Source organism: Rhabdothermincola sp. (genome assembly GCF_036846205.1).
Classification (GTDB): Bacteria; Actinomycetota; Acidimicrobiia; order Acidimicrobiales; family Acidimicrobilacustridaceae; genus Rhabdothermincola.
The window spans coordinates 14,717-37,995 of the sequence record NZ_DAIUCK010000015.1 but is presented as its reverse complement, the minus strand read 5'-3'; the positions used below and the strand labels follow the sequence as shown (position 1 = coordinate 37,995).

General features: G+C 70.8%; 25 protein-coding genes and 1 riboswitch. Of the genes, 22 read left to right on the top strand and 3 right to left on the bottom strand.

Annotated features, from left to right (window positions below; genetic code table 11):
- The 10 genes from carA to V7004_RS03800 form a co-directional block, all read left to right on the top strand.
- Positions 1-957, top strand: a 957-nt coding sequence (gene carA, locus V7004_RS03845; protein ID WP_334142329.1) for a glutamine-hydrolyzing carbamoyl-phosphate synthase small subunit, incomplete at its 5' end; no start/stop codon positions are given.
- Between the two features lie 4 nt (positions 958-961).
- Positions 962-4,255 (top strand): carbamoyl-phosphate synthase large subunit, encoded by a 3,294-nt coding sequence (gene carB / locus V7004_RS03840; RefSeq protein ID WP_334142328.1) that lies wholly within the window; start codon positions 962-964, stop codon positions 4,253-4,255.
- Positions 4,256-4,280: 25 nt separating this feature from the next.
- Positions 4,281-5,279: a dihydroorotate dehydrogenase gene (locus V7004_RS03835; RefSeq protein ID WP_334142327.1), complete on the top strand. Its 999-nt coding sequence runs from the start codon at positions 4,281-4,283 to the stop codon at positions 5,277-5,279.
- On the top strand, positions 5,269-5,991 hold the full coding sequence (gene pyrF, locus V7004_RS03830; RefSeq protein WP_334142326.1) for an orotidine-5'-phosphate decarboxylase: 723 nt from the start codon (positions 5,269-5,271) through the stop codon (positions 5,989-5,991). The genes V7004_RS03835 and pyrF overlap by 11 nt, the downstream gene beginning before the upstream one ends.
- Before the next feature lie 10 nt (positions 5,992-6,001).
- Positions 6,002-6,319 (top strand): integration host factor, actinobacterial type, encoded by a 318-nt coding sequence (gene mihF, locus V7004_RS03825; protein WP_334142325.1) that lies wholly within the window; start codon positions 6,002-6,004, stop codon positions 6,317-6,319.
- 16 nt (positions 6,320-6,335) lie between these two features.
- Positions 6,336-6,896 carry a guanylate kinase gene (locus V7004_RS03820; protein ID WP_334142324.1) on the top strand — a complete coding sequence of 187 codons (561 nt, stop codon included), beginning with the start codon at positions 6,336-6,338 and terminating at the stop codon, positions 6,894-6,896.
- A gap of 89 nt (positions 6,897-6,985) precedes the next feature.
- The gene (gene rpoZ / locus V7004_RS03815) at positions 6,986-7,273 is read left to right on the top strand and encodes a DNA-directed RNA polymerase subunit omega (RefSeq protein ID WP_334142323.1); all 288 of its coding nucleotides are present in this window, start codon (positions 6,986-6,988) and stop codon (positions 7,271-7,273) included.
- Between the two features lie 25 nt (positions 7,274-7,298).
- Positions 7,299-8,513 (top strand): bifunctional phosphopantothenoylcysteine decarboxylase/phosphopantothenate--cysteine ligase CoaBC, encoded by a 1,215-nt coding sequence (gene coaBC / locus V7004_RS03810; protein WP_334142322.1) that lies wholly within the window; start codon positions 7,299-7,301, stop codon positions 8,511-8,513.
- A gap of 55 nt (positions 8,514-8,568) precedes the next feature.
- The gene (gene metK, locus V7004_RS03805; RefSeq protein WP_334142321.1) at positions 8,569-9,762 is read left to right on the top strand and encodes a methionine adenosyltransferase; all 1,194 of its coding nucleotides are present in this window, start codon (positions 8,569-8,571) and stop codon (positions 9,760-9,762) included.
- Between the two features lie 36 nt (positions 9,763-9,798).
- A complete protein-coding gene (locus tag V7004_RS03800) occupies positions 9,799-11,511 on the top strand; it encodes a hypothetical protein (RefSeq protein WP_334142320.1) in 1,713 nt (570 codons plus the stop codon).
- 75 nt (positions 11,512-11,586) lie between these two features.
- On the opposite strand, the gene V7004_RS03795 is transcribed toward V7004_RS03800, so the two are convergent.
- Both V7004_RS03795 and V7004_RS03790 read right to left on the bottom strand, forming a co-directional pair.
- Positions 11,587-12,123: a TrmH family RNA methyltransferase gene (locus V7004_RS03795; protein WP_334142319.1), complete on the bottom strand. Its 537-nt coding sequence runs from the start codon at positions 12,121-12,123 to the stop codon at positions 11,587-11,589.
- A complete protein-coding gene (locus V7004_RS03790; protein WP_334142318.1) occupies positions 12,120-12,743 on the bottom strand; it encodes a class I SAM-dependent methyltransferase in 624 nt (207 codons plus the stop codon). Before V7004_RS03790 ends, V7004_RS03795 begins: the two co-directional genes overlap by 4 nt.
- A 37-nt stretch (positions 12,744-12,780) precedes the next feature.
- Here V7004_RS03790 and def point away from each other — a divergent pair, with 37 nt between their 5' ends.
- The 8 genes from def (at position 12,781) to ribH (ending at position 19,639) form a co-directional block, all read left to right on the top strand.
- Positions 12,781-13,320: a peptide deformylase gene (def, locus tag V7004_RS03785; RefSeq protein WP_334142317.1), complete on the top strand. Its 540-nt coding sequence runs from the start codon at positions 12,781-12,783 to the stop codon at positions 13,318-13,320.
- A gap of 52 nt (positions 13,321-13,372) precedes the next feature.
- Positions 13,373-14,263 carry a methionyl-tRNA formyltransferase gene (locus V7004_RS03780; protein WP_334142316.1) on the top strand — a complete coding sequence of 297 codons (891 nt, stop codon included), beginning with the start codon at positions 13,373-13,375 and terminating at the stop codon, positions 14,261-14,263.
- The gene (locus V7004_RS03775; RefSeq protein WP_334142315.1) at positions 14,263-15,408 is read left to right on the top strand and encodes a transcription antitermination factor NusB; all 1,146 of its coding nucleotides are present in this window, start codon (positions 14,263-14,265) and stop codon (positions 15,406-15,408) included. The genes V7004_RS03780 and V7004_RS03775 overlap by 1 nt, the downstream gene beginning before the upstream one ends.
- A gap of 14 nt (positions 15,409-15,422) precedes the next feature.
- Positions 15,423-15,929, top strand: coding sequence for a MogA/MoaB family molybdenum cofactor biosynthesis protein (locus V7004_RS03770; protein WP_334142314.1), 507 nt, complete (start codon positions 15,423-15,425; stop codon positions 15,927-15,929).
- 66 nt (positions 15,930-15,995) lie between these two features.
- Positions 15,996-16,125: riboswitch (FMN riboswitch) on the top strand.
- 61 nt (positions 16,126-16,186) lie between these two features.
- Complete coding sequence (gene ribD, locus V7004_RS03765) at positions 16,187-17,227, top strand: bifunctional diaminohydroxyphosphoribosylaminopyrimidine deaminase/5-amino-6-(5-phosphoribosylamino)uracil reductase RibD (RefSeq protein ID WP_334142313.1); 1,041 nt, start codon at positions 16,187-16,189, stop codon at positions 17,225-17,227.
- Positions 17,228-17,866, top strand: a complete 639-nt coding sequence (locus V7004_RS03760; protein WP_334142312.1) for a riboflavin synthase — start codon at positions 17,228-17,230, stop codon at positions 17,864-17,866.
- Positions 17,863-19,161 carry a bifunctional 3,4-dihydroxy-2-butanone-4-phosphate synthase/GTP cyclohydrolase II gene (locus tag V7004_RS03755; RefSeq protein ID WP_334142311.1) on the top strand — a complete coding sequence of 433 codons (1,299 nt, stop codon included), beginning with the start codon at positions 17,863-17,865 and terminating at the stop codon, positions 19,159-19,161. Before V7004_RS03760 ends, V7004_RS03755 begins: the two co-directional genes overlap by 4 nt.
- A 46-nt stretch (positions 19,162-19,207) precedes the next feature.
- A complete protein-coding gene (gene ribH / locus V7004_RS03750) occupies positions 19,208-19,639 on the top strand; it encodes a 6,7-dimethyl-8-ribityllumazine synthase (protein ID WP_442968006.1) in 432 nt (143 codons plus the stop codon).
- Positions 19,640-19,649: 10 nt separating this feature from the next.
- Here ribH and V7004_RS03745 read toward each other — a convergent pair whose 3' ends face one another.
- Entirely contained in the window at positions 19,650-20,354 is a 705-nt protein-coding gene (locus V7004_RS03745; RefSeq protein WP_442968004.1) for a VIT1/CCC1 transporter family protein, read from the bottom strand.
- A gap of 47 nt (positions 20,355-20,401) precedes the next feature.
- Between V7004_RS03745 and hisG the strand changes: the two genes are divergently transcribed.
- From hisG to V7004_RS03725, 4 genes are read left to right on the top strand one after another with little or no spacing between them, the layout of a single operon-like run.
- Positions 20,402-21,277: an ATP phosphoribosyltransferase gene (gene hisG, locus V7004_RS03740; RefSeq protein WP_334142308.1), complete on the top strand. Its 876-nt coding sequence runs from the start codon at positions 20,402-20,404 to the stop codon at positions 21,275-21,277.
- Position 21,278: 1 nt separating this feature from the next.
- The gene (locus tag V7004_RS03735) at positions 21,279-21,506 is read left to right on the top strand and encodes a hypothetical protein (protein ID WP_334142307.1); all 228 of its coding nucleotides are present in this window, start codon (positions 21,279-21,281) and stop codon (positions 21,504-21,506) included.
- Positions 21,507-21,553: 47 nt separating this feature from the next.
- Entirely contained in the window at positions 21,554-22,429 is an 876-nt protein-coding gene (locus V7004_RS03730) for an ABC transporter ATP-binding protein (protein WP_334142306.1), read from the top strand.
- Positions 22,429-23,244 (top strand): ABC transporter permease subunit, encoded by an 816-nt coding sequence (locus V7004_RS03725; protein WP_334142305.1) that lies wholly within the window; start codon positions 22,429-22,431, stop codon positions 23,242-23,244. Before V7004_RS03730 ends, V7004_RS03725 begins: the two co-directional genes overlap by 1 nt.
- Positions 23,245-23,279: the final 35 nt, after the last annotated feature.

Here is a 23,279-nt window from a genome sequence, read left to right as displayed (position 1 = left end):
ACCGAATCCGGCGCAGTGCAAGCCGCCGGCCTGATCATCAAAGACCTGCCCGCCCTTCACTCCAATTTCCGTGCCGAACAGCCGTTAGGGGACTACCTACGCGGGCAGGGCATCGTCGCGATCGCCGGGATCGACACGCGCGCGCTGACGCGGCGCCTGCGAGAGCACGGCGCCCAAAACGGTGCCATCATCGCCCTCGCGGTGGGTGAGGCGGTGACGGACGCGGTGCGCGCGCAGGCGGTGGAGGCCGCGCGTTCCGCCCCCCGCATGGCCGGGCTCGATCTGGCGCGCGTGGTCACCACGCCCACCGCGTACGAGTGGACCGAGACCGAGTGGCGGTTGCAGCGCGAGGACGGCACGCGCGGTTACGGCCGCCTGACGAACCCACGTTTTCACGTCGTCGCGTACGACTTCGGGGTCAAGCGCAATATCCTGCGCATGCTGGCCGAGCGCGGCTGTCGCGTGACGGTGGTGCCGGCGCAAACCCCGGCGGCCGATGTGCTGGCGTTGCGGCCCGATGGGGTGTTTCTGTCCAACGGCCCGGGCGACCCCGAGCCGTGTGACTACGCCATCCGCGCGGCGGCCACGATCATCGAGCGCGGCGTGCCGACGTTTGGTATCTGCCTCGGACACCAGATCATGGCGCTGGCCAGCGGCGCGCGCACGTACAAAATGAAATTCGGCCATCACGGCGCCAACCACCCGGTCAAGGACCTCGACAGCGGCCGCGTGAGCATCACCAGCCAGAACCACGGCTTTGCGGTGGACGCCGACAGCCTGCCCGCGACGTTGCGCGCGACGCACGTGAGCCTCTTTGACGGCTCGCTGCAGGGGATCGCGCGCACCGATCGCCCGGCGTTCGGCTTCCAGGGGCACCCCGAGGCGTCGCCCGGACCCCACGATATCGCGTACCTGTTCGACCGCTTCACGGCCCTGATGGCCGATGCCGGAAAGTGATGCCATGCCCAAGCGTACCGACCTTCGCAGCATTCTGATCATCGGCGCCGGGCCCATCGTCATCGGCCAGGCGTGTGAATTCGACTACTCCGGCGTGCAGGCGTGCAAGGCGCTGCGCCAGGAGGGCTACCGCGTCATTCTGATCAACAGCAACCCGGCGACGATCATGACCGACCCGGCCACGGCCGATGCGGTCTATATCGAGCCGATCACCTGGCAAACCGTCGAAAAAGTCATCGCCAAGGAGCGGCCGGACGCGATCCTGCCGACGATGGGCGGGCAGACGGCGCTCAACTGCGCGCTCGACCTGTGGCGCAACGGTGTGTTGCACAAGTACAAGTGCGAGCTGATCGGCGCCAGCCCGGAGGCGATCGACAAGGCCGAAGACCGGCTGAAATTCAAGGAGGCGATGACGCGCATCGGGCTGGAGTCGGCCCGCTCCGGCATCGCCCACAGCATGGAGGAGGCCTGGGCCGTGCAGCGCACGGTGGGTTTTCCGTGCGTGATCCGGCCCAGTTTCACGCTGGGCGGCACGGGGGGCGGCATCGCCTACAACCCGGAAGAGTTCGAGACCATCTGCAAGCGCGGGCTGGAGGCCTCGCCCACGCACGAGCTGCTCATCGAGGAGTCGCTCGTCGGCTGGAAAGAGTTCGAGATGGAGGTCGTGCGCGACAAGGCCGACAACTGCATCATCGTCTGCTCGATCGAGAATCTCGACCCGATGGGCGTGCACACCGGTGACTCGATCACGGTCGCGCCCGCCCAGACGCTTTCCGACGTGGAGTACCAGGCCATGCGGGACGCCGCGTTCGCCTGCATCCGCCGGGTGGGAGTGGAGACCGGCGGTTCGAACGTGCAGTTCGCCCTCGACCCCGCCAACGGCGACATGGTCATCATCGAGATGAACCCTCGGGTGAGCCGATCCTCGGCGCTGGCCTCAAAAGCCACTGGCTTCCCGATCGCCAAGATCGCCGCCCGGCTGGCGGTGGGCTACACGCTCGACGAGATCCCCAACGACATCACCCGCAAGACGCCCGCCAGCTTCGAGCCCACCATCGACTACGTGGTCACGAAGATTCCGCGCTGGGCGTTCGAGAAGTTCCCCGACGTCCCCGGCGTGCTGGGCACCCAGATGCAGTCGGTGGGCGAAGCCATGGCGATCGGCCGTACGTTTCCCGAGTCTCTCCAGAAGGGGCTGCGCTCGCTCGAGCAGGGGCGTTTCGGGCTGAACTGCGACCCGGCGGAGCGGCTCCTCGACGCGCTCAGCGAGGCGGAGCTGCTCGAGCAGGCGGCGATCGCCACCCCCGACCGGCCCTTCCAGCTCGAGGCGCTGCTGCGCCGGGGGGTCAGCGTCGAGCGGGTGCACGAGGCGACCAAGGTGGACCCCTGGTTCCTCGACCAGATGCTGCTCATCGTGGAGGAGCGAGCCCACCTGGCACAGGTCGGGTTCGAGGCCCTGACGAAGGCGGGCTGGCGCCGGGCGAAGCGACTCGGCTTCTCCGACGCGCAGCTCGCCTACCTGTGGGGGGTGGAAGAGGCGCAGGTGCGGGCCCGCCGCCTCGCCCTCGGGGTGCGACCGACGTTCAAGACCGTCGACACCTGCGGGGCGGAGTTCGCTGCCGACACCCCGTACCACTACTCCACCTACGAGGACGAGGACGAGGTTCGCGACAGCGACCGGCCCAAGGTGATGATCCTCGGGTCCGGTCCCAATCGCATCGGTCAGGGCATCGAGTTCGACTACTGCTGCGTGCACGCCAGCTTCGCTCTCCGCGACGCCGGCTACGAGACCATCATGGTGAACTGCAACCCCGAGACGGTCTCCACCGATTACGACACCAGCGACCGCCTGTACTTCGAGCCGCTCACCCACGAGGACGTCATGAACGTGATCGAGGCCGAGCGGCCGGTGGGCGTGGTGGTGAGCCTCGGTGGGCAGACCCCGCTCAAGCTGGCGAACACCCTCCCTCCCGAGCTTGTTCGTGGTACCAGCCCGGCGTCCATCGACGTGGCGGAGGACCGGGAGCGCTGGAACGCCCTGTGCGCGCAGCTCGAGATCCCGCAGCCGGCGGGTGGGACGGCCACCTCCTTCGACCAGGCGCTCGCGGTCGTGGAGCGCGTGGGCTACCCGGTGCTGGTCCGGCCCTCCTACGTGCTGGGCGGCCGGGCCATGGAGATCGTCTACGACGACGACGGGCTGCGGCGGGCGATGGAGGAGCTGGCGGGCTTCGGCAGCCTCGGCCGGGAGGGTGGCCTGTCGGCCGAGCGGCCCGTGCTCGTCGACCGCTTCCTCGAAGACGCCACCGAAGTTGACGTTGACGCCGTGCGGGACCACGCCGGAGGCTTTCTCATCGGCGGGGTGATGGAGCACGTGGAGGAAGCTGGCGTCCATAGCGGGGACAGCGCCTGCACGCTGCCCCCGCATTCGCTGTCGGCCGAGACTCTCGCGGTCCTCGAGGACTACACCGCGCGGATCGCCGACGCGCTCGATGTCCGTGGGCTGATCAACATCCAGTACGCGGTGAAAGCCAACCAGGTGTTCGTCATCGAGGCCAACCCGCGGGCATCGCGCACCGTGCCCTTCGTGGCCAAGGCCACCGGTGTGCCACTGGCCAAGATCGCCGCCCGGATCATGCTCGGCGCGACGCTGGACGAGCTGCGGCAGGAGGGCCTGCTCGCCGACCCCGCTCCCGGCGGTCATTTCGCAGTCAAGGAAGCGGTGCTTCCCTGGAGCCGGTTCCCGGAGGTCGACGCCGTGCTCGGGCCGGAGATGCGCTCGACCGGCGAGGTCATGGGCATCGACGCCACGTTCGGCCTGGCCTTCGTCAAGAGCCAACTCGCGGCCGGGACCCGGTTGCCCGAGCGGGGCACGGTGTTCCTCTCGCTCGCGGACCGCGACAAGCCCGTCGGGGTACGTGCCGCCGAGCGCTTCGGTGAGATGGGGTTCTCGATCGCGGCCACGTCGGGTACCGCGGCGTTCCTGGAGGAGCACGGCATCGAGGTGTCGACGGTGGTGGCGAAGCTCGGCGAGCCGAACGGTCACGACGCCGTCGAGCTGATCGCCAGCGGCAAGGTGGACCTGGTGATCAACAGCCCTCGCGGTCGCGGGCCCCGGGCCGACGGTGCCCACATCCGGGCCGCGGCGGGGGCACACGGGGTGCCACTGCTGACCACCGGAGCAGCGGGCCTGGCGGCGGCCAACGGCATCGCCGACTGGACTCACCACGAGGTGCGGGTCCGCAGTCTGCAGGAATACCACCGGGGTTCCGCGGACGACCAGCTGAGTCTGCCCCTATGACCCGACTCACCGTCACCGAGCTGCGATGAGCCTTCCCGGCTGGAGGCGACGAGCTCCATCGGGCCGGGAGGCCGGCGCCCGGTCGGTGGATCTGTCCACCACGGTAGGATCGGTGGCGCTGCCCAACCCGGTGATGACCGCATCGGGCACCGCCGGGCACGGTGACGAGCTGGCGAGCTACGTCGACCTGGCGACGTTGGGGGCGGTGGTGGTGAAGTCGCTGTCGGCCGACCCCTGGCGTGGCAACCCCCCGCCGCGGGTGCACGAGACCACGGCGGGCATGATCAACAGCGTGGGTCTCCAGGGCCCCGGCGTGGCGCAGTGGCTGGCCTGCGAGCTGCCTGCATTGCTCGCGACCGGTGCCAACGTCGTGGCCAGCATCTGGGGACGCACGGTCGAGGACTACGCGGCAGCAGCAGAGGCTTTGGCGTACGCGCCACCCGAGGTGGTGGCCGTGGAGGTCAACCTGTCCTGCCCGAATCTGCACAGCCACCCGGGCGGGGCTCCGCCCGCAGGCACCGAGATGTTCGCCCAGAGCGCCTCGGCGGCCGCGGCCGCGGTGCGGGCCAGCGGAGCGTGCGGCCGTCCCCGGTGGGCCAAGCTCACCGCCAACGTGACCAGCCTGGTGCCGATCGCGGCGGCCGTGCGCGAGGCCGGCGCCGAGGCGGTGACCCTCATCAACACCCTGCCCGCCATGAGCATCGACCCCGAGACCCGGCGGCCCCGGTTGGGCGGTGGTGGGGGAGGGCTCTCCGGGCCAGCCATCCACCCCGTGGCCGTCCGCGCCGTCTACGACGTGCATGCCGCGATGCCGGATCTGCCGATCGTCGGTGTGGGTGGGGTGGCGACGGGCACCGATGCCGTCGAGCTGCTCCTGGCCGGCGCCTCGGCGGTGCAGGTGGGCACGTCGACCTTCGCCGATCCGCGAGCGCCGGGATCGGTCCTGGCGGAGCTGGCGGCGTGGTGCCAACAGCACGGGGTGAGGGCAGTACGAGAGCTGATCGGAGGAGCACATGGGAGCTGACCTGAAGCCCGAGGGTCCCAACGACCAGGCGCGGGCACGCCTCGCCCTGGCTCTCGACGTCGACGACCTGGTCGAGGCCCAGCGCCTCGGTCAGCTCCTGCGGCCCTGGTTCGGCGTGGCCAAGATCGGCCTCGAGCTGTACAGCGCCGCGGGACCGGAGGCCATCGGGAGCCTGGCCGACGCGGGCTTCGAGGTCTTCGTCGACCTCAAGCTGCTCGACATCCCGACCACCGTCCACAAGGCGGCCCGGGTGCTCGGATCCCTCGGCGCCCGCTACCTGACCCTGCATGCCCGGGGCGACGTCCCCATGCTGCGTGCCGGGGTCGAAGGCCTGCACGAAGGAGCTGCGGCCGCAGGCCTGCCGGCCCCGGACGCGCTGGCCGTGACGGTACTGACCAGTGACGACTCGGCCCCGCCGCACGTGGTCCCGCACCGCATCGCGCTGGCGGTCGAGGCGGGGTGCGGGGGGATCGTCTGCGCGGCGAGCGACGTCCATGACGCCAAGGAGCTGGCCCCCCGCCTGAAGGCGGTCGTTCCCGGGATCCGCCTCGCCGGCACGCCCGCGCACGACCAGGTTCGCTCGGCCACGCCCAGCCAGGCGATCGCCGCCGGCGCGGATCTCCTCGTGATCGGGCGGACCGTGACCCAGGCGGACGACCCGCCCGCCACCGCGGCGGCGATCGCCGCAGAGGTGGCGGGTGCATCGCGCTAGGGTCGCTCCCATGCCGCTCCCACCGTCACTCTCCGATGAACAACGGCAGGCCGCGCTGGCCAAGGCAGCCGAGGTGCGGCGCGCCCGGGCCGAGCTCAAGGAGAAGCTCAAGATGGGCTCGATCACCCTTCGCGAGGTGCTCGCACAGGCGGAACACGACGAGACCATCGGAAAGATGAAGGTGCTCGCGGTCCTGGAGTCGCTCCCCGGGGTCGGGAAGGTCAAGGCGCGCCGCACCATGGAGCACGTCGGCATCAATGAGTCCCGTCGGGTGCGTGGCCTCGGCGACAAACAGCGCGAGGCGCTGATCGAGACCTTCGGCGCCTGATCCTCACGGCCGCGCCATGATCATCGTCGTCTCGGGCCCCGGCGGCGTCGGCAAGGGCACCGTGGTGCGCAAGCTCGTCGAGCGCGACCCAGCGCTCTGGCTGAGCCGGTCCTGGACGACCCGCCCGCGCCGGCCCGGCGAGCCCGCCGATGCCTACGTCTTCGTGGACGAACCCACCTTCCGGCGCCGGGTGGCCGAGGGCGGGTTCCTCGAACACGCCGAGTTCCTCGGCCATCTCTACGGCACACCGGTGCCCGACGAGCTGCCTGCGGGCCACGACCTGCTGCTCGAGATCGACGTGCAGGGGGCGGAGCAGGTGCGGGCCCGCTCGCCGGAGGCCCTGCTGGTGTTGCTGGTCGCCCCTTCCCCCGAGGAGCAGGCGGCTCGGCTGACCGGGCGTGGTGACTCGCCCGAGCAGGTCGAGCGTCGGCTGGCCAAGGCCGGCGAGGAGATCGCCGTCGCCCGGCGCTTAGGGGCGATCGAGGTGGTCAACGACCGCCTCGAGGACACCGTGGACCGGCTCGAGGAACTGATCCGCCAGGCCCGGGCGGGTCACCGGCCGGACCCGATGCCGTGATCACCGCCCCCGGGCACGGAGCCCGGATGCGGCGCCTGCTGCTAGGATCATCAGTCGCTCTACGCCCGCCTGCACGAACGGGAGACGCCATGGCGCAGGTCCACGACTCCATGATGAACCCTCACATCGAGGACCTCATGTCCAAGGTCGACTCGAAGTTCAAGCTCGTCACCTTGGCGGCGTTGCGCGCTCGGCAGATCAATTCGTACTTCGGTCACCTGGGCGAGGGGCTCGGCGCGAGCATCCCACCGCAGGTCACCTCGGTTGCCCGGAAGCCGCTGTCCATCGCCTTCGAGGAGATCGCCGCGGACAAGATCACGGCCGAGCCCCTGCCTGACGAGACCGAGACCGATGCCGAGGCCGCACCCGCCGAGTAGGCGGGGTCGCCCTCCTGGTCCCGACATGCTGGCCGGGCGCACCATCGTCCTCGGCGTCACCGGCGGCATCGCGGCCTACAAGGCTGTCGAGGTCTGCCGCCGGCTGGTCGACGCGGGCGCGCACGTCGCCCCCGTCCTCACCGAGGGAGCGACCCGGTTCATCGGTGAGACCACCTTCTCGGCGCTGGCGTCCGAGCCAGCCCAGACCTCCCTGTGGGACGAGCGAGACCCCATCCCGCACACCCGTCTGGGCCAGATGGCGGACCTCATCCTCGTCTGCCCGGCCACCGCCCGGCTGATCGGTGCCTACGCGGCCGGCATCTCCGACGACCTGCTGACCGCCACCTTGCTCGCCACCCGGGCTCCCGTGGTGGTCTGCCCGGCGATGCACACCGAGATGTGGGAGCACGCCGCGGTCCAGCACAACCTGGCCGTGCTCGCGCAGCGGGGGGTCACCATCGTGCCGCCCGCAGAGGGTCGGCTGGCCGGTGGCGACGTCGGAGTGGGGCGGCTGGCGGAGCCCGAGGCGATCGTGGATGCGGTCGAGCGGGTGTTGGCGCCGAAAGACATGGAAGGCTGGCGGGTGCTCGTCACCGCCGGCGGGACTCGTGAGGCCATCGATCCGGTGCGGGTGATCACCAACCGCTCGTCAGGGAAGCAAGGCCATGCCATCGCCGCGGAGGCGGCTGCCCGGGGCGCCAAGGTCACCCTCGTCACCACCACCGACCGGCCTGCGCCTCCCGGGGCAGAGGTGGTCCGGGTCGCGAGCGCAGCCGACATGGAGGCCGCGGTCATGCCCCGAGCTGCCGACCAGGACGTGATCGTGATGGCCGCCGCGGTGGCCGACTTCCGGCCCGCCGAGGTCGCGCCCCGCAAGATCAAGAAGGGGGCCGAACCGCCGCGGATCGTGCTCGAGCCCACGCACGACTTCCTGGTCGACCTCGGTCAACGCAAGCCGGAGGGCCAGATCCTGGTGGGGTTCGCCGCCGAGACGGACGACGTGCTGGCCAACGCCCGGGACAAGCTGGTGCGCAAGGGTCTCGACCTCATCGTGGCCAACGACGTCTCTGCACCGGGAGCCGGGTTCGAGCACGACACCAACCAGGTGGTGATCCTCTCGGCTGCCGGGATCGAGCATGATGGAGCGCTGACCGACAAGCGCTCGGTCGCCCGAGCCGTGCTCGACGCGGTCGTGGCGGTGCGGGTGGCTCGCCCGCCCCGGCCCTCGGAGAACCCTTGACCGTGACCCACCGCCGCCGCCTCTCGCTGGGGCCGGCCCAGAACAGGAGCGTTCCGTGACCAGCTGGACCTTCACCTCGGAGTCCGTCACCGAGGGTCATCCCGACAAGATGGCCGACCAGATCTCGGACGCCATCCTCGACGCGTTGCTGGAGGAGGATCCGCAGAGCCGGGTGGCCTGCGAGACGCTGGTGACCACCGGACTGGCGATCGTGGCGGGTGAGATCACCACCAGAGCCTGGGTCGACATCCCCGGCATCGTGCGTTCGACCATCAACGACATCGGCTACAACCGGGAGTCCTACGGTTACGACGGCTCGACGGTCGGGGTGATGGTCGCCCTCGACGAGCAGTCGCCTGACATCGCGCAGGGTGTCGACGACTCCGAGGAGGTCCGCAGCGGGATCAGCGGCGAGGACCTCCTCAACAAGCAGGGCGCGGGCGACCAGGGGATGATGTTCGGCTACGCCTGCGACGAGACCGATGTGCTGATGCCCCTGCCCATCCACCTCGCGCACCGCATGGCGGAGCGCTTGGCGGAGGTTCGCAAGGCTGGCACTGTCCCGTACCTGCGTCCCGACGGCAAGACCCAGGTCACCTTTGAGTACGTTGACGGCAAGCCCAGGCGTTTGCGGACCGTGCTCATCTCGACCCAGCACAACGACGGCGTCGACCGCGACGAGGTGATCAAGCCCGATCTCATTGAGCACGTGATCCGCCCGGTGATCCCTCCGCAGTTCGCCGACGACGACTACGCGGTCCACGTCAACCCGACCGGCCGCTTCGTCATCGGTGGGCCGGTCGGCGACGCCGGCCTCACCGGTCGCAAGATCATCGTCGACACCTACGGTGGCATGGCCCGCCACGGTGGGGGCGCGTTCTCGGGCAAGGACCCGTCGAAGGTCGACCGGTCGGCGGCGTATGCGGCTCGGTGGGTGGCGAAGAACGTCGTGGCCTCCGGCGCGGCCCGCCGCTGCGAGATCCAGGTGGCGTACGCGATCGGGATGGCCCGACCCATCTCGGTCATGGTCGACACCTTCGGGACCGAAGCCGTCGACCCGGCCAAGATCAGCGACGCGGTGCAGGAGGTGTTCGACCTGCGGCCGGCCGCCATCATCCGCGACCTGGACCTGCGCCGCCCCATCTTCCGCCGGACCGCGGCCTACGGGCACTTCGGCCGGACAGGGGAGGAGTTCACCTGGGAGCAGACGAACCGGGTGAGCGACCTGCGGTCGGCGCTCGGTCTCTGACCTCCGCCCTCGCCAGCCGTGGCCCGGGTGGTACGGGTGCTGCCCGACGTCCCGGCGATCGATAAGACCTTCGACTACCTGGTCCCCGAACCGGTCGAGGACCAGGTGCGCGTCGGCACGATGGTGCGGATCGTGCTGCACGGGCGCCGGGTCGGTGGCTGGGTGGTCGCCGACGACGTCGAGCCTCCCCCTGGACTGGCGCTGAAACCGCTCGCGAAGGTCACCGGCTGGGGCCCCCAGCCCGAGCTGATCCAGCTCGCCCGCTGGGCCGCCTGGCGATGGGCAGGCCGCCCGGCGTCGTTCCTGCGCACCGCGTCGCCGGAGCGGGCGGTGCCGCATCTCCCCGCCCCCCACCCGGCCGGTCACCTGCTCCCGGCGGTCACCGACGAGCTGGTCGGTGAGGCGCTGCGGGCTGGGGGAGGGCTGACGGTGTTGCGCCTGCCACCAGCCACCGACCTCTACCCGGTGGCCCTGGCCGCCGCGGGCACTGGCCACGCCCTGATCCTCGTACCCGCCGCGTCGACTGCCCGTCATCTCGGGTTGCGACTCCGGCGGGCGGGTGTGCCGGTGGCAGTGATGCCTCACGAGTGGGCCCGTGCCCGGGCCGGTGCCACGGTCGTGGGCACTCGGGGCGCCGCGTGGGCGCCGGTCGTGAGCCTGTCGGCGGTGGTGGTGATGGACGAGCACGAGGAAAGTTGGCAGCAGGAACAGGCTCCCACCTGGCACGCCCGGGACGTGGCGGTCGAGCGGGCCCGTCGGGCGGGGGTCCCGTGCGTGCTTGTGTCACCCGCGCCCACGCTTGAAGCGCAGGCGATGGGGACCGTGCTGTGTCCGTCCCGGGCCACCGAGCGGGCTGGCTGGCCGGTGCTCGACGTGGTCGACCGGCGGGAGGAGGATCCGGCCCGGCGCAGTCTGTTCTCCGAGCGCTTCGTGCGAGTCCTGCCGGACGCAGGCCGGGTGGTGTGCGTCCTGAATCGCAAGGGGCGCTCCCGCCTGCTGGCCTGCGCCTCGTGCGGGGCGATCGCGACCTGCGAGCGGTGCCGGGCCGCGGTGGTGCAGGACGAGTGGGGCGAGCTGGTGTGCAACCAGTGCGGGTCCCGCCGGCCGGCGGTGTGTCTGTCTTGCAGCGCCGGGGCGTTCAGGAACCTGCGGGCTGGCGTGTCCCGGGTCCGCGAGGAGCTGGAGGCACTGGTGCGTGAACCCGTGGTGGAGGTGACCGCGTCGACGGCTGGTCGCAGCCTCCCGGACGCCAGGGTCTTCGTGGGGACCGAAGCGGTGTTGCACCAGATCGACACCGCCGCGCTGGTGGCCTTCCTCGATTTCGACCAGGAGCTGCTCGCCCCCCGCTACCGCGCGGCCGAGGAAGCACTGTCGCTGCTCGTGCTGGCGGCCCGCCTGGTCGGCGGGCGGGGATCCGGGGGGCGGGTCCTGGTGCAGACCCGCATGCCCCGCCATGAGGTGATCGAGGCCGCACTGCACGGCGATCCCACTCGGGTGTCCGAGGCCGAGGCCGCCCGCCGGCGGGCACTCGGCTTCCCGCCCGTCACCGCGATGGCGGTCGTGTCGGGGCCGAGCGCGCCAGCCTTCATGGAGGCGTTCGACCAGCCGCTCGGGGTCGAGATCCTCGGCCCGAGCGAGGGGCGCTGGCTGCTGCGGGCCCCGGATCACCGGCCGCTGCTGGATGCGCTGGCCGCCACCCCACGTCCCGCCGGGCGCCTGCGGATCGAGGTCGACCCCCTGCGCCTCTGACCCCCACGACCGTTCTGGCAGGTCGAGCGCGTGCTCTGGCACGCGTTTGACAGGCCAGGTCGGATGGGTCGAGGTTCAGGACGATGCCGCGGTCCAGTGCTGGCGGCGGGCCTCGTAGAGGGCGATGGTCGCGGCGGTGCCCACGTTCAGGGAAGCGATCTTGCCGACCAGCGGCAGGTAGGCCAGGCGATCGCAGGCTTCCGAGGCAGCGTGGCTGAGCCCCCGGTCCTCATGGCCGACCACGAAGCACACGTCGCCCTCGAGCGGGACTGTGTGCAGGGGTGATGCCCCCTCGGCGAGCTCGAGCCCGACCACGTGGTAGCCATCGGCGCGGGCGGCCCGGATCGCCTCCTGCCCGTCGACTGCGGAGGACCAGCGCAGGTAACGCTGGGAGCCGAGGGCCGTCTTGTGCACCTTGGGATGATCGGGCTGGACCGACGGCCCCGCCATCCAGAGGTGGTCCACGCCGTACGCGGCGGCCGACCGCAGGATGCCACCGACGTTGAACGGGTTCTGCACACCGTCGAGCACCAGCGCCAACCTCGCGGTCGTGCGGTGCCGCCACGACCGGTGGAGGCGCTTGAGCTCCGTGGGCGAGAGGTTCCGGCTCACGGTTGGGCTCTGCCGACGACGGTTCGCAGGAGCCGGTAGCCGCCACGCGACCCCAGTCGTTCGGTGGGATGGCCGTGCTCCGCCAGCCAACGATGCAGCGAGTCGGCACCGAGGTGCTTGTGGACCACCAGCACCAGCTCCCCGCCGGCCCGGATCCGTGCGAGCCACCCGAGCAGCAGATCGTGGAGGGCCTGCTTGCCGATCCGGATCGGGGGATTGGACCAGACCGCGTCGAAGCGCACATCGGCAGGTACCTCCTCCGGTTCGACGACCCGGACGTCGGGCAGGCCGAGGCGCTCCACGTTCTCCCGGCAGAGCTGGCGTGCCCGCTCGTTGACGTCCACAGCCCAGACGGTCGCGCCCGGGGCCCGCCGGGCGAGGGTCGCCGCGATGGGGCCGTAGCCGCAGCCGAGGTCGAGCAGGTCGGTCGCCTGGACAGGAATGGGTGGCCCGTCGGCGAGCAGGAAGCTGGTGCCCGGATCGATCCGGTCCGGGGAGAACAGACCCCGGTCCGTGACCAGCTCCATGCTCACGTCCGGCAAGATCAACGACACGGTGCGCCGCTGGTGGCGAGCAGCAGGTCGGGGGTCGAAGTAGTGGCCACGGGGTGTGCCCTGCACCGCGTCGACGGTAGCGGTCCGGCGGTAGCCTGGAGATGTGGCGTATCCGATCCGGGTCATCGGCGACCCCGTGCTCACCCAACGGGCAGCGGAGGTTGACGACATCGACGGCAAGATCGCGCGGCTGGCCGAGGACATGCTGGAGACCATGTACGAGGCGCCGGGCATCGGTCTCGCCGCGCCGCAGGTCGGCGTGCAGAAGCGACTCTTCGTCTACGACCACGACGGCGAGCCGGGGGTGCTGATCAACCCGGAGATCCGGGAGTCGAGCGGTGAGTGGGTCTTCCAGGAGGGCTGCCTGTCGATCCCTGGCCTCTACTTCGACATCGTCCGCCCGAAGGAGATCCTGCTCGTCGGTCTCGATCTGGATGGCAACGAGGTCCACATCGAAGCCGATGAGCTCCAGGCGCGGCTGTTCCAGCACGAGCTCGACCACCTCGACGGAGTGTTGATGATCGAGCACCTCGATGCGGACCAGCGCAAGCAGGCCAAGCGAGCGATCCGCGAGCTGCGATGGCGCGACCCGCAGCCGTCCGGCGCGCGCCAGCCAGCAGTCGGTGGGCTGACCCTTCCCTGAGGGCCGGTGGGGGCCCGTGCTTGCGCCTGCTCCCCGCCATCCGCGCCGGGTGGTGTATCTCGGGACGCCTGCCCTGGCGGTACCGCCCCTGCGAGCGCTGCACGACGCGGGACATGAGATCGCCCTGGTGGTGTCCCGGGCTGACAAGCGCCGTGGCCGCGGTGGCGGGCTCCACCCAAGCCCGGTGAAGGCCGCGGCACTCGATCTCGGCCTTCCCGTGACCGATCGCCTCGAAGAGGCCCTCGAAGTGGGCGCCGACCTCGGGGTGGTGGTGGCCTACGGGCGACTGATCCCCACTGCGGTGCTGGAGCGCCTGCCGATGGTGAACCTGCACTTCTCGCTCCTGCCCCGATGGCGCGGCGCCGCCCCGCTCGAGCGGGCGATCCTGGCCGGCGACGAGGTCACCGGGGTGTGCCTCATGCGGGTGGAGGAGGGGCTCGACACCGGCGGCGTGTACGCCCGCACGGAGGTGCCCATCGGTCCTGACGACACCGCGGCCGAGTTGCGGGATCGGCTGGTGGCCGCGGGTGTCACCATGCTGCTGAACGCTCTGGTGTCGGGTTTGGGCGAACCGGTGCCACAGGTGGGGGAACCCACCTATGCGGAGAAGCTCCGGCCGGAGGAGCTGCGCCTGGACTGGACCCGCTCCGCCGCCGAGCTGCATCGCATCGTGCGGGTCGGCGGGGCGTACACCTCGTTCCGGGGGAAGCGGCTGAAGATCTGGCGCACCCGCCTGGTCGACGCCTCGGCCGGCCAGCCGGGAGGGGACCCGGGTGGCGCCGGGCTCCGGCCCGGTGAGCTGATGGGGACCTCGGTGGTGACCGGCCGAGGCCTGCTCGAGCTGGTGGAGGTGCAGCCCGAGGGCCGGTCCCGGATCGACGCCCGCAGCTGGCGCAACGGCGTCCGCCCTCGGCCCGGCGAGCGCCTCGGCGACGGGACCTGATGGTGGGCAGAGTCGGGGCCGCCCCGGGCGTGGCGGCTCGGAGGCTGGCGGTCGAGGCGCTGCGCCGCATCGAGGAGAGCGGCGCCTACGCGAACCTCCTCCTGCCGTCGCTGCTGGAGCGCAGTGACCTCGACGAGCGCGACCGCCGCTTCGTCACCGAGCTGGTGTACGGGGTCACCCGGATGCGGCGGGCCTGTGACTGGCTGGTGGACCGCTTCCTGGCTCGGGATCCGGATCCGGCGGCGCGGGCCTGGCTCCGGCTCGGCGCCTACCAGCTCGTGTTCCTCGGCACACCCCCCCACGCGGCCGTGGCCGCGACCGTGGAGGCTGCGCCGCGCAAGCTCCGCGGTCTGCTGAACGCGGTGTTGCGCCGCGTGGCGGGTACGCCGGTCTCCTGGCCCGATGACCCGACGCGCCTCAGCTACCCGGACTGGATCGTCGAGCGGCTCCGGGCCGACCTCGGTCCCGAGCGGGCGGATGGCGCGCTGGCCGCGATGAACCAGGCGGCGACCGTGACCAGACGGGCCGACGGCTACGTGCAGGACCTCGCCTCGCAGTGGGTGGCCGAGGCGGTGGAGGCCGAGCCGGGTGAGCGGATCCTCGACGTCGCCGCCGCACCCGGTGGCAAGGCCACGGCGATGGCCCGGGCTGGCGCGTTCGTGGTCGCGGTGGACTCGAGGTTCGGTCGGGCGGCGCTGGTGGCCCGCAACGCCATGGATCTGCACCTGGACCGCGTCGTGGTGGCCGTCGCCGACGGTCGTCGCCCTCCCTTCGCCGGCTCGCCGTTCGACCGCATCCTGATCGATGCCCCCTGCAGCGGGTTGGGGACGCTGCGCCGGCGGCCAGACGCCCGATGGCGGATCCAGTCGGAGCAGATACCGGAACTGGCGGCCCTCCAGCGGCAGCTCGTCGACGCCGCGGTGCCGCTGCTGCGACCCGGCGGTGTGCTGGTCTACAGCGTCTGCACCCTCACCCGGGCCGAGACCATCGACGTCGACGAGCATCTCCGCACCACCCATCCCCGGCTCGCGGCGCTGCCACCCCCGGGAGACCCGTGGGTCCCGCACGGTCGCGGGGCGATGGTCCTCCCACAGGCAGCGGGCACCGACGGCATGTTCCTGCTCCGCGTGCGGGTTCCCCTCTGACATGCTCTGGCGCTATGGGTCAGTCGGGGAGCGACGGCGAGAACCACCGCGAGACCTTGCAGGCCAAGGTGCTCACGATCAGCGATGGCGTGGTCGCCGGCTCCCGTGAGGACCGGTCCGGCCCCGCGCTCGTCGAGCGCCTCCGTGTCGAGGGCTACCAGGTGGTCGAGCAGCGGGTGGTGCCGGACGGCCGTGAGGAGGTGGGGGAGGCGCTGGCCGAGCTGGCGGAAGGCTTCGCCGGGCTCATCGTCACGACAGGCGGTACGGGTTTCGGCCCACGCGATCTCACGCCGGAGGGCACCCTGGTGGTGCTCGACCGGGAGGCGCCGGGTCTGGCCGAGGCCATGCGGGCCGCCAACCCGCTCGGGCGGCTTTCCCGGGGCCGGGCTGGCACCCGCGGTCGGGCGCTGATCCTCAACCTGCCCGGGTCGGCGAGCGGGGCGCTCGAGTGCCTGGAGGCGGTCCTGGACGTGCTCCCGCACGCCCTTCGCCTCCTGGCCGGGGAGTCTGCGGGCCACTGAGCCCGCTGGTCGATCTTGACGCCGATCGTTGTTGTCCGCGACCGGTGCCTGGCCTACAGTGTCGGGTGCCCCTCGCGGGGTCGGGTGGAAGTCCCGACCGGCGGTGAGAGCCCGCGAACCCGGTTACCCAGGTGGCCGGGCCGACCCGGTGGAATCCCGGGGCCGACGGTGAGAGTCCGGATGGGAGCGAGGGCGCGGCGCTCGTCGCGCGCGCCCGGGCCAGGAGCCGTACCGACACGGAGTCTGCAAGGTTGGGTGTGACCGACGAGGAGCGCATGCGCCAGGCCTTCGATGCGGCTGCCGGTGTCCGGCGCCGGGTCGCTCCCCGTCCCTGGGTCGGCGCGGTGGTGGTCCCTGCGGATGACCCCGACGGACCGGGCATCGTGGGGGCGACCCAGGGCCGCGACGGACCGCACGCCGAGATCGTGGCCCTGCGGGCCGCTGGGAGCGCGGCGAAGGGGGCCACGCTGTTCTGCACCCTCGAGCCGTGCTCGCACCACGGCCGCACCCCCCCGTGTGCGGACGCGGTGATCGCCGCGGGGATCAGCCGGGTGGTCGTGGCCATCGAGGACCCCGACCCGCGGGTGTCCGGTCGGGGCCTGGCTCGGCTGGCTGATGCCGGCATCGAGGTGCAGGTCGGTGTGGGCGAGGTCTTCGTCCGCGAGCAGCTCCGCCCGTACCTGCACCATCGGCGCACCGGACGCCCGTTCGTGATCTTGAAGCTGGCGGCCACGATCGACGGCCGCACGGCGGCGCCGGATGGCTCCAGCCAGTGGATCACCGGGCCGATCGCCCGGGAGGATGCCCACCGCCTCCGAGCGGACAGCGACGCGGTGCTGGTGGGCGCAGGCACGGTCCGGGCGGACGACCCCTCGCTCACCGTGCGGCTTCCCGCCGGGGAAGCCGATGGGGTCGACCCCCTGCGGGTCGTGCTCGGCCAGGCACCGGCGGGGGCGAAGGTGCATCCCGCGCTGGAACTCGGAGGCGACCTCGACGCGGTCCTGGCCGAGCTCGGCGCCCGGGGCGTGTTGCAGCTGCTCGTCGAGGGCGGGGCACAGGTCGCCCACCAGTTCCACACGGCTGGTCTCGTCGACCGGTACGTGTTCTACCTGGCGCCCGCGCTGATGGGCGGTGACGATGCCCCGGGACTGTTCCGTGGTCCGGGCGTGGCGAGCATCGAGCACCTGTGGCGGGGAGACGTCGTGAACCTCTGTCGGCTCGGGGACGACCTGCGGATCGACCTCGAGCCCCGCCGTCGCTCGACGGCGGAGACCATCGGCTCGGTGGGAGGGCGCTGAATGTTCACCGGTATCGTCGAGGAGCTCGGCACTGTGATCGACCGGAACGGCCCCGACCTGCGGATCCGGGCCCGGGAGGTTCTCGCAGGCACCGGCCTCGGTGACTCCATCGCGGTGAACGGATGCTGCCTCACCGCGGTTGAGATCGGCGACGGCTGGTGGCGGGCCGAGGTCAGCGAGGAGACCGACCGGCGCACCAACCTCGGCGAGCTGCGGGAGGGCGATCCGGTGAACCTCGAGCGACCCGTGCGCCTCCAGGACCGCCTGGGCGGCCACCTGGTCCAGGGCCACGTCGATGCGGTCTGCGAGGTGGTGGAGCCGGCGCCCGATCTCCGGGTGCGGATGCCGGCCCATCTGCTCCAGTACGTGGTCGAGAAGGGCTCGGTGACCGTGGATGGTGTGAGCCTCACGGTGGTGGAGGTGCTCGACGACGGGTTCACCGTGGCGGTCATCCCACACACCGCCGCGGTCACCACACTGGGGCGCAAGGGCCCGGGAGCTCGGGTCAACCTGGAGGTCGACGTGATCGCGAAATACACGGAACGGCTCCTCGCCGCCCAGCTCGACGCCATGAAGGCGACGGCGAAGGTCGGCGAGGTCACCGCCAGCCACGAGGTCGCAGAGAAGGACGGGCGATGATCCACGACCCGCTCGACGGGCCCGCTGAGGCTCCGGAAGGGCATCCCGCGACATCCCGATCGGGGCACACCGAGGCCTTCGCCACCATCCCGGAAGCGGTGGCCGCCATCTCCCGGGGGGAGATCGTCGTCGTGGTCGACGACGAGGATCGGGAGAACGAGGGCGACCTGATCATGGCGGCCGAGTTCGCCACTCCGGAGAAGATCGCGTTCTTCGTGCGGCACACCTCAGGGGTGATCTGCGTACCGCTGACCGGCGAGCGCCTCGACGAGCTGGACATCCCCCTGATGGTCCGCGATCACTCGAACACGGAGGCGCAGCGCACCGCGTTCACCTACAGCGTTGACTACCGGCACGGGACCTCGACGGGCATCTCTGCCGCGGATCGTGCTGCCACCATCAAGGCTCTCATCGACCCCGCCACCCGACCTGGCGATCTCGCCCGCCCCGGCCACATCTTCCCTCTCCGGTACGCGGAAGGCGGGACGCTCAAGCGCGCCGGCCACACGGAGGCGGCGGTCGATCTGGCTCGCATGGCCGGTCTGTACCCCGCCGGTGTCCTCTGCGAGATCGTCAACGACGACGGCACGATGGCCCGGGTGCCGGACCTGGTCGAGTTCTGCCGGGAGCACAGCCTGCTGATGATCTCGATCGCGGAGCTGATCCGTTACCGGCGCCAGAACGAGAAGCTGGTCAAGCGGGTCGCCGAGGCTCGCATCCCCACCGAGTGGGGCGAGTTCACCTGCTACGTGTACGAGTCGGTGCTCGACGGGGAGCAGCACGTCGCCCTGGTGAAAGGTGCGGTGCAGGGTCAGGACAACGTCCTGGTCCGGGTGCACAGCGAATGCCTGACGGGCGACGTGTTCGGCTCACTGCGCTGCGACTGCGGCATCCAGCTCGACCAAGCCATGCGCAAGATCGCCGAGGAAGGGCTCGGGGTGCTGGTCTACCTCCGGGGTCACGAAGGCCGGGGCATCGGCATCGGGCACAAGATCCGGGCCTACAGCTTGCAGGACCAGGGGCGCGACACGGTCGATGCCAACATCGAGCTGGGCCTCCCCGTGGACAGCCGCGAGTACGGTATCGGCGCCCAGATCCTCGTGGACCTCGGCATCACCACCATGCGCTACATGACCAACAACCCCGCCAAGTACGGAGGCATCGAGGGGTTCGGCTTGGAGATCGTCGAGCGGGTCCCGCTGCAGTCAGCACCCAACCCGGAGAACATCGCCTACCTGCGCACCAAACGGGAGCGCATGGGGCACCTCCTCGAGGGGCTCGACGATGTCCTCTAACTTCCGAGCCGGGAGCTCGGTGCAAGGCGCCGTCGACGGCCGGGGGATGCGCATCGGGCTGGTGTGCGGGCGGTTCAACGACCTCATCACGACCCGCCTGCTCGATGGCGCGAGCAACGGCCTCGCGGTCCACGGGGTCTCCGAGCAGGATGTCACTGTTGCCTGGGTGCCGGGCGCCTTCGAGATCCCGCTGGGGGCGAAGACGATGGCGGCGTCGGGTGAATACGACGCGGTGATCACCCTGGGTGCGGTGATCCGTGGGGACACCGCGCATTTCGACTATGTGGCCGGGCCGTGCGCGTACGGCATCCAGCAGGCGCAGCTCGAGACCGGGGTGCCGATCGTGTTCGGGGTTTTGACCACCGAGAATCTCGAGCAGGCGCTGGAACGGTCCGGGGAGCACGACAACAAGGGCGAGGAAGCCGCGAAGACGGCCATCGAGATGGTCGACGTGCTGCGCCGGCTCCGGAAGGGTTGAGGGCGCGCGCTCAGGCCACCGCAGCGCCGAAGGCGCGGCCGATCAGCATGGTGAGGGCCATGGCGCCCGCGCCGCCGGCGAGCACCCGGACGGTGGCCCGGCCCGGCGGCGCCCCGCCCAGGCGCGCGCCGAGCGCACCGAGCAGGCCGAGCGCGATGAGAGCGGTCACGATGGTGAGCATCAGCCGGGTCGACGCCGAGGCGACGGCGATCGCCAAGAGCGGTAGGGCCGCGCCTGCCGCGAAGGAGCCTGCCGACACGCTCGCTGCTTGCAGCGGCCGGGCCCGGGTCTCCTCGGTGATGCCCAGCTCCTCACGCAGGTGCACCTCGAGCACGTCGCCCCTCGAGAGCTCCTCGGCCACCTGCTGGGCGAGCCCCGGCGAGAGGCCCTTGTGGCGGTAGATGGCGACGAGCTCCGCGAGCTCACGCTCGGGGGTGGTGGCCAGCTCCTGCATCTCCTTGGCGATGTCCGCCCGCTCCATGTCGCGCTGCGAGCTGACTGACACGTATTCACCGACGGCCATGGAGAGGGCGCCGGCGACCAGGCCCGCCATCCCCGCCGTGAGCACGAGCGCCCGCTCGGTGTCGGCCGCGGCCACCCCCAGCACGAGGCTCGCGGTCGACACGATGCCGTCGTTGGCGCCGAGCACCGCCGCCCGCAGCCAGCCGGCCCGATGACTGCGATGCCGTTCGATGTGCTGCATCCGGCCCAGCATAGGGAACGCGTGCCGAGCCGCTGACGGTGGGGCGGTACGGTTGCGCCATGCTGAAGCTCGTCCTGCCGAAGGGCTCGCTCGAGAAGGCCACGCTCGAGCTGTTCGAGGCGGCCGATCTGCGTGTGCGGCGTGATTCGGTCGTCACCTACCGGGCCGACATCGTCGATCCGCGCATCGACGAGGTGCGGATCCTGCGTCCCCAGGAGATCCCGTGCTACGTGGCTGAGGGCCTGTTCGACCTGGGCATCACCGGTCGTGACTGGGTGGAGGAGACGGCCAGCGAGGTGGTCTCGCTCGGTGAGCTGCACTACTCGAAGGCGACGGACAACCCGGTCCGCATCGTGGTCGCGGTCCCGGCCGATTCACCATACGAGCACGTGGCTGATCTGCCCCAGGGGGTGCGGGTCTCGAGCGAGTACCCGCAGCTCACCCGGCGCTTCTTCGAGGAGAAGGGCATCGACGCCGACATCCGGCTCTCGTATGGCGCCACGGAGGCCAAGGTGCCCGACATCGTCGATTGCATCGTCGACATCACCGAGACCGGCCGTGCACTGCGGGCGGCCGGGCTGAAGATCATCGACACCATCCTGCTGTCCTACACGGAGCTGATCGCCAACCCGGCGTCCTACGGGGACCCAGACAAACAGCACGCCATGCGGCAGCTGCAAACCCTGCTCGAAGGAGTGCTCGAGGCGAGGGGCAAGGTGCTGGTGAAGCTCAACGTGAAGGCGGAGCAGCTCGACCGGGTCATCGACCTGCTCCCGGCCATGAAGTCGCCGACGGTCAACGAGCTCTACGCGGGCGCGGGCTACGCGGTGGAAACGGTGGTACCCAAAGCCACCATCAACGTCTTGATCCCCGCCCTGCGGGACGCTGGCGCCACCGACATCATCGAGCTTCCGATCTCGAAGATCGTGCACTGACATGCCCTTGGGTCGGGTCGTCGCCTTCGACGAGCAGCGCGGGGTGGGCACGGTGAGGGCCGACTCCGGCGCCGAGCATGCGTTCCACTGCACGGCCATCGTGGACGGCAGCCGCAGGATCGAGGTCGGCGCCAGTGTGTGCTTCGTGGTCGTCGCCGGTCACCGAGGTGAGTGGGAGGCGGCCGAGATCGAGCCGGTCGGTGGTGCCGCCCCGCCGACAGCGCGATGAGCTCGGGGACAGAGGCCGGTGTGGGGCCGGCGATTGAGACTTTTGCCTTGACGAAGTCCTATGGCCGGGTTCGGGGCATCGTGGCGATCGATCTGCGGGTGGAGCGAGGGGAGGTCTTTGGCTTCCTCGGGCCGAACGGGGCAGGGAAGACCACGACGATCCGCACCCTGCTCGACCTCCAGCGCCCGACCAGTGGCAGGGCCACGCTGCTCGGGATGGACAGCCGCCGCGACTCGGTGGCGATCAAGCGGCGGGTGGGCTACCTGACCGGGGAGCTGGCGCTCTACGAGCGGTTGACGGGGCGGGAGCATCTGGCATGGCTCGCCAGGTTGCGTGGGGGGATCGACCCTGGTGCCCTCGGTGCCCTCACCGAGCGTTTCGGGGTCGAGCTCGACCGGCCCATTCGCGACCTGTCCAAGGGCAACCGCCAGAAGATCGGTCTGGTGCAGGCCATGATGCATGGGCCCGAGCTGCTCATCCTCGACGAGCCGACCTCTGGGCTGGACCCGCTGGTGCAGGACGAGTTCCTCCGCCTGGTGCAGGAGATCGCGGCCTCTGGCAGGACGGTCTTCCTCTCCTCCCATGATCTCGACGAGGTCCAACGGGTGGCCGGCAGGGTGGGCATCGTTCGCGACGGTCGGTTGGTCGCGGTCGAGGCGGTGGAGACGCTCCGCCGGCGCGCCCTCCGGCATGTTGAGATCACGTTCGCTCGACCCGTGGACTCGAGCGCTTTCCGCCGGCTCGAGGGGGTGGTGGACGCGACCGCGCACGGACCGGTGGTGAAGCTCTCCGTGCGCGGGGCGCTGGACGCGATCGTCAAGGAGGCGGCCCGCTACCCCGTCGTCGACCTCTTGAGCCAGCCTGCCGATCTGGAGGAGATCTTCCTCGAGTACTACCGCCAAGAGCCGGGGGAGGAGCGCTGATGGCCGGGCCGCGACTCGCGGTGGCCCATCGGGCCTTTCGGGACCGGCGCCGAGGCCGGTTCTGGTGGGTGCTCGGTTCGGTGCTCTACTGCCTGGCGATCGTGGCGGCGTTCCCGGCGATGAAGGGTCAACAGGACATCAACCGGATCCTCCAGGACTACCCGCCGGAGTTGTTGGCGCTGTTCGCGGGGGGCGAAACGACCTTCGACCTGGCTTCCGCCGCGGACTATCTGAACAGCCAGCTCTTCGCGCTGGTCGCACCGTTGCTGCTGACCATCCTGGCGATCGGGTTCGCGGCAGCCACCCTCGCCGGCGAGGAGGAGCGAGGCACGCTCGACCTGGTGCTCTCCTACCCAGTCACCCGGGCCAGCGTGGTGCTGCAGAAAGCGCTCGTGCTGGTGGCCGAGGTGGTGGTCCTGGCCGCGGTCATCTACCTGGTCACCTTCGGCGTGGGTCGGGCGTTCGAGGTCGACGTGCCTTTGCGCCATGTGACGGCGTCGAGTCTCGGGCAGGTCCTGCTCGGCGTGTTGTTCGGGCTGATCGCGCTCGCCGCTGGTGCCGCGAGTGGGTCGCGATCGCTGGCCATCGCGGTTGGCGGCGGATCGGCTGCCGCCACCTACCTGGTGGGGTCGCTGGCCCCGGTCGTGTCGTGGCTGGGTCCATTCAAGTGGATCTCGCCCTTCTTCTACGCCACTGGGGAGAACCCGTTGGTCAATGGCCTACCGCTGTGGCGGGTCGTGGTGCTGGCAGGCACCGCCGTCGTGTTCCTGGGTGCTGCAGTGGTGGCGTTCGAGCGGCGCGACCTGCGGGGATGACAACCGGATGGGCCGGCAGATCGCGTGACCGTGTT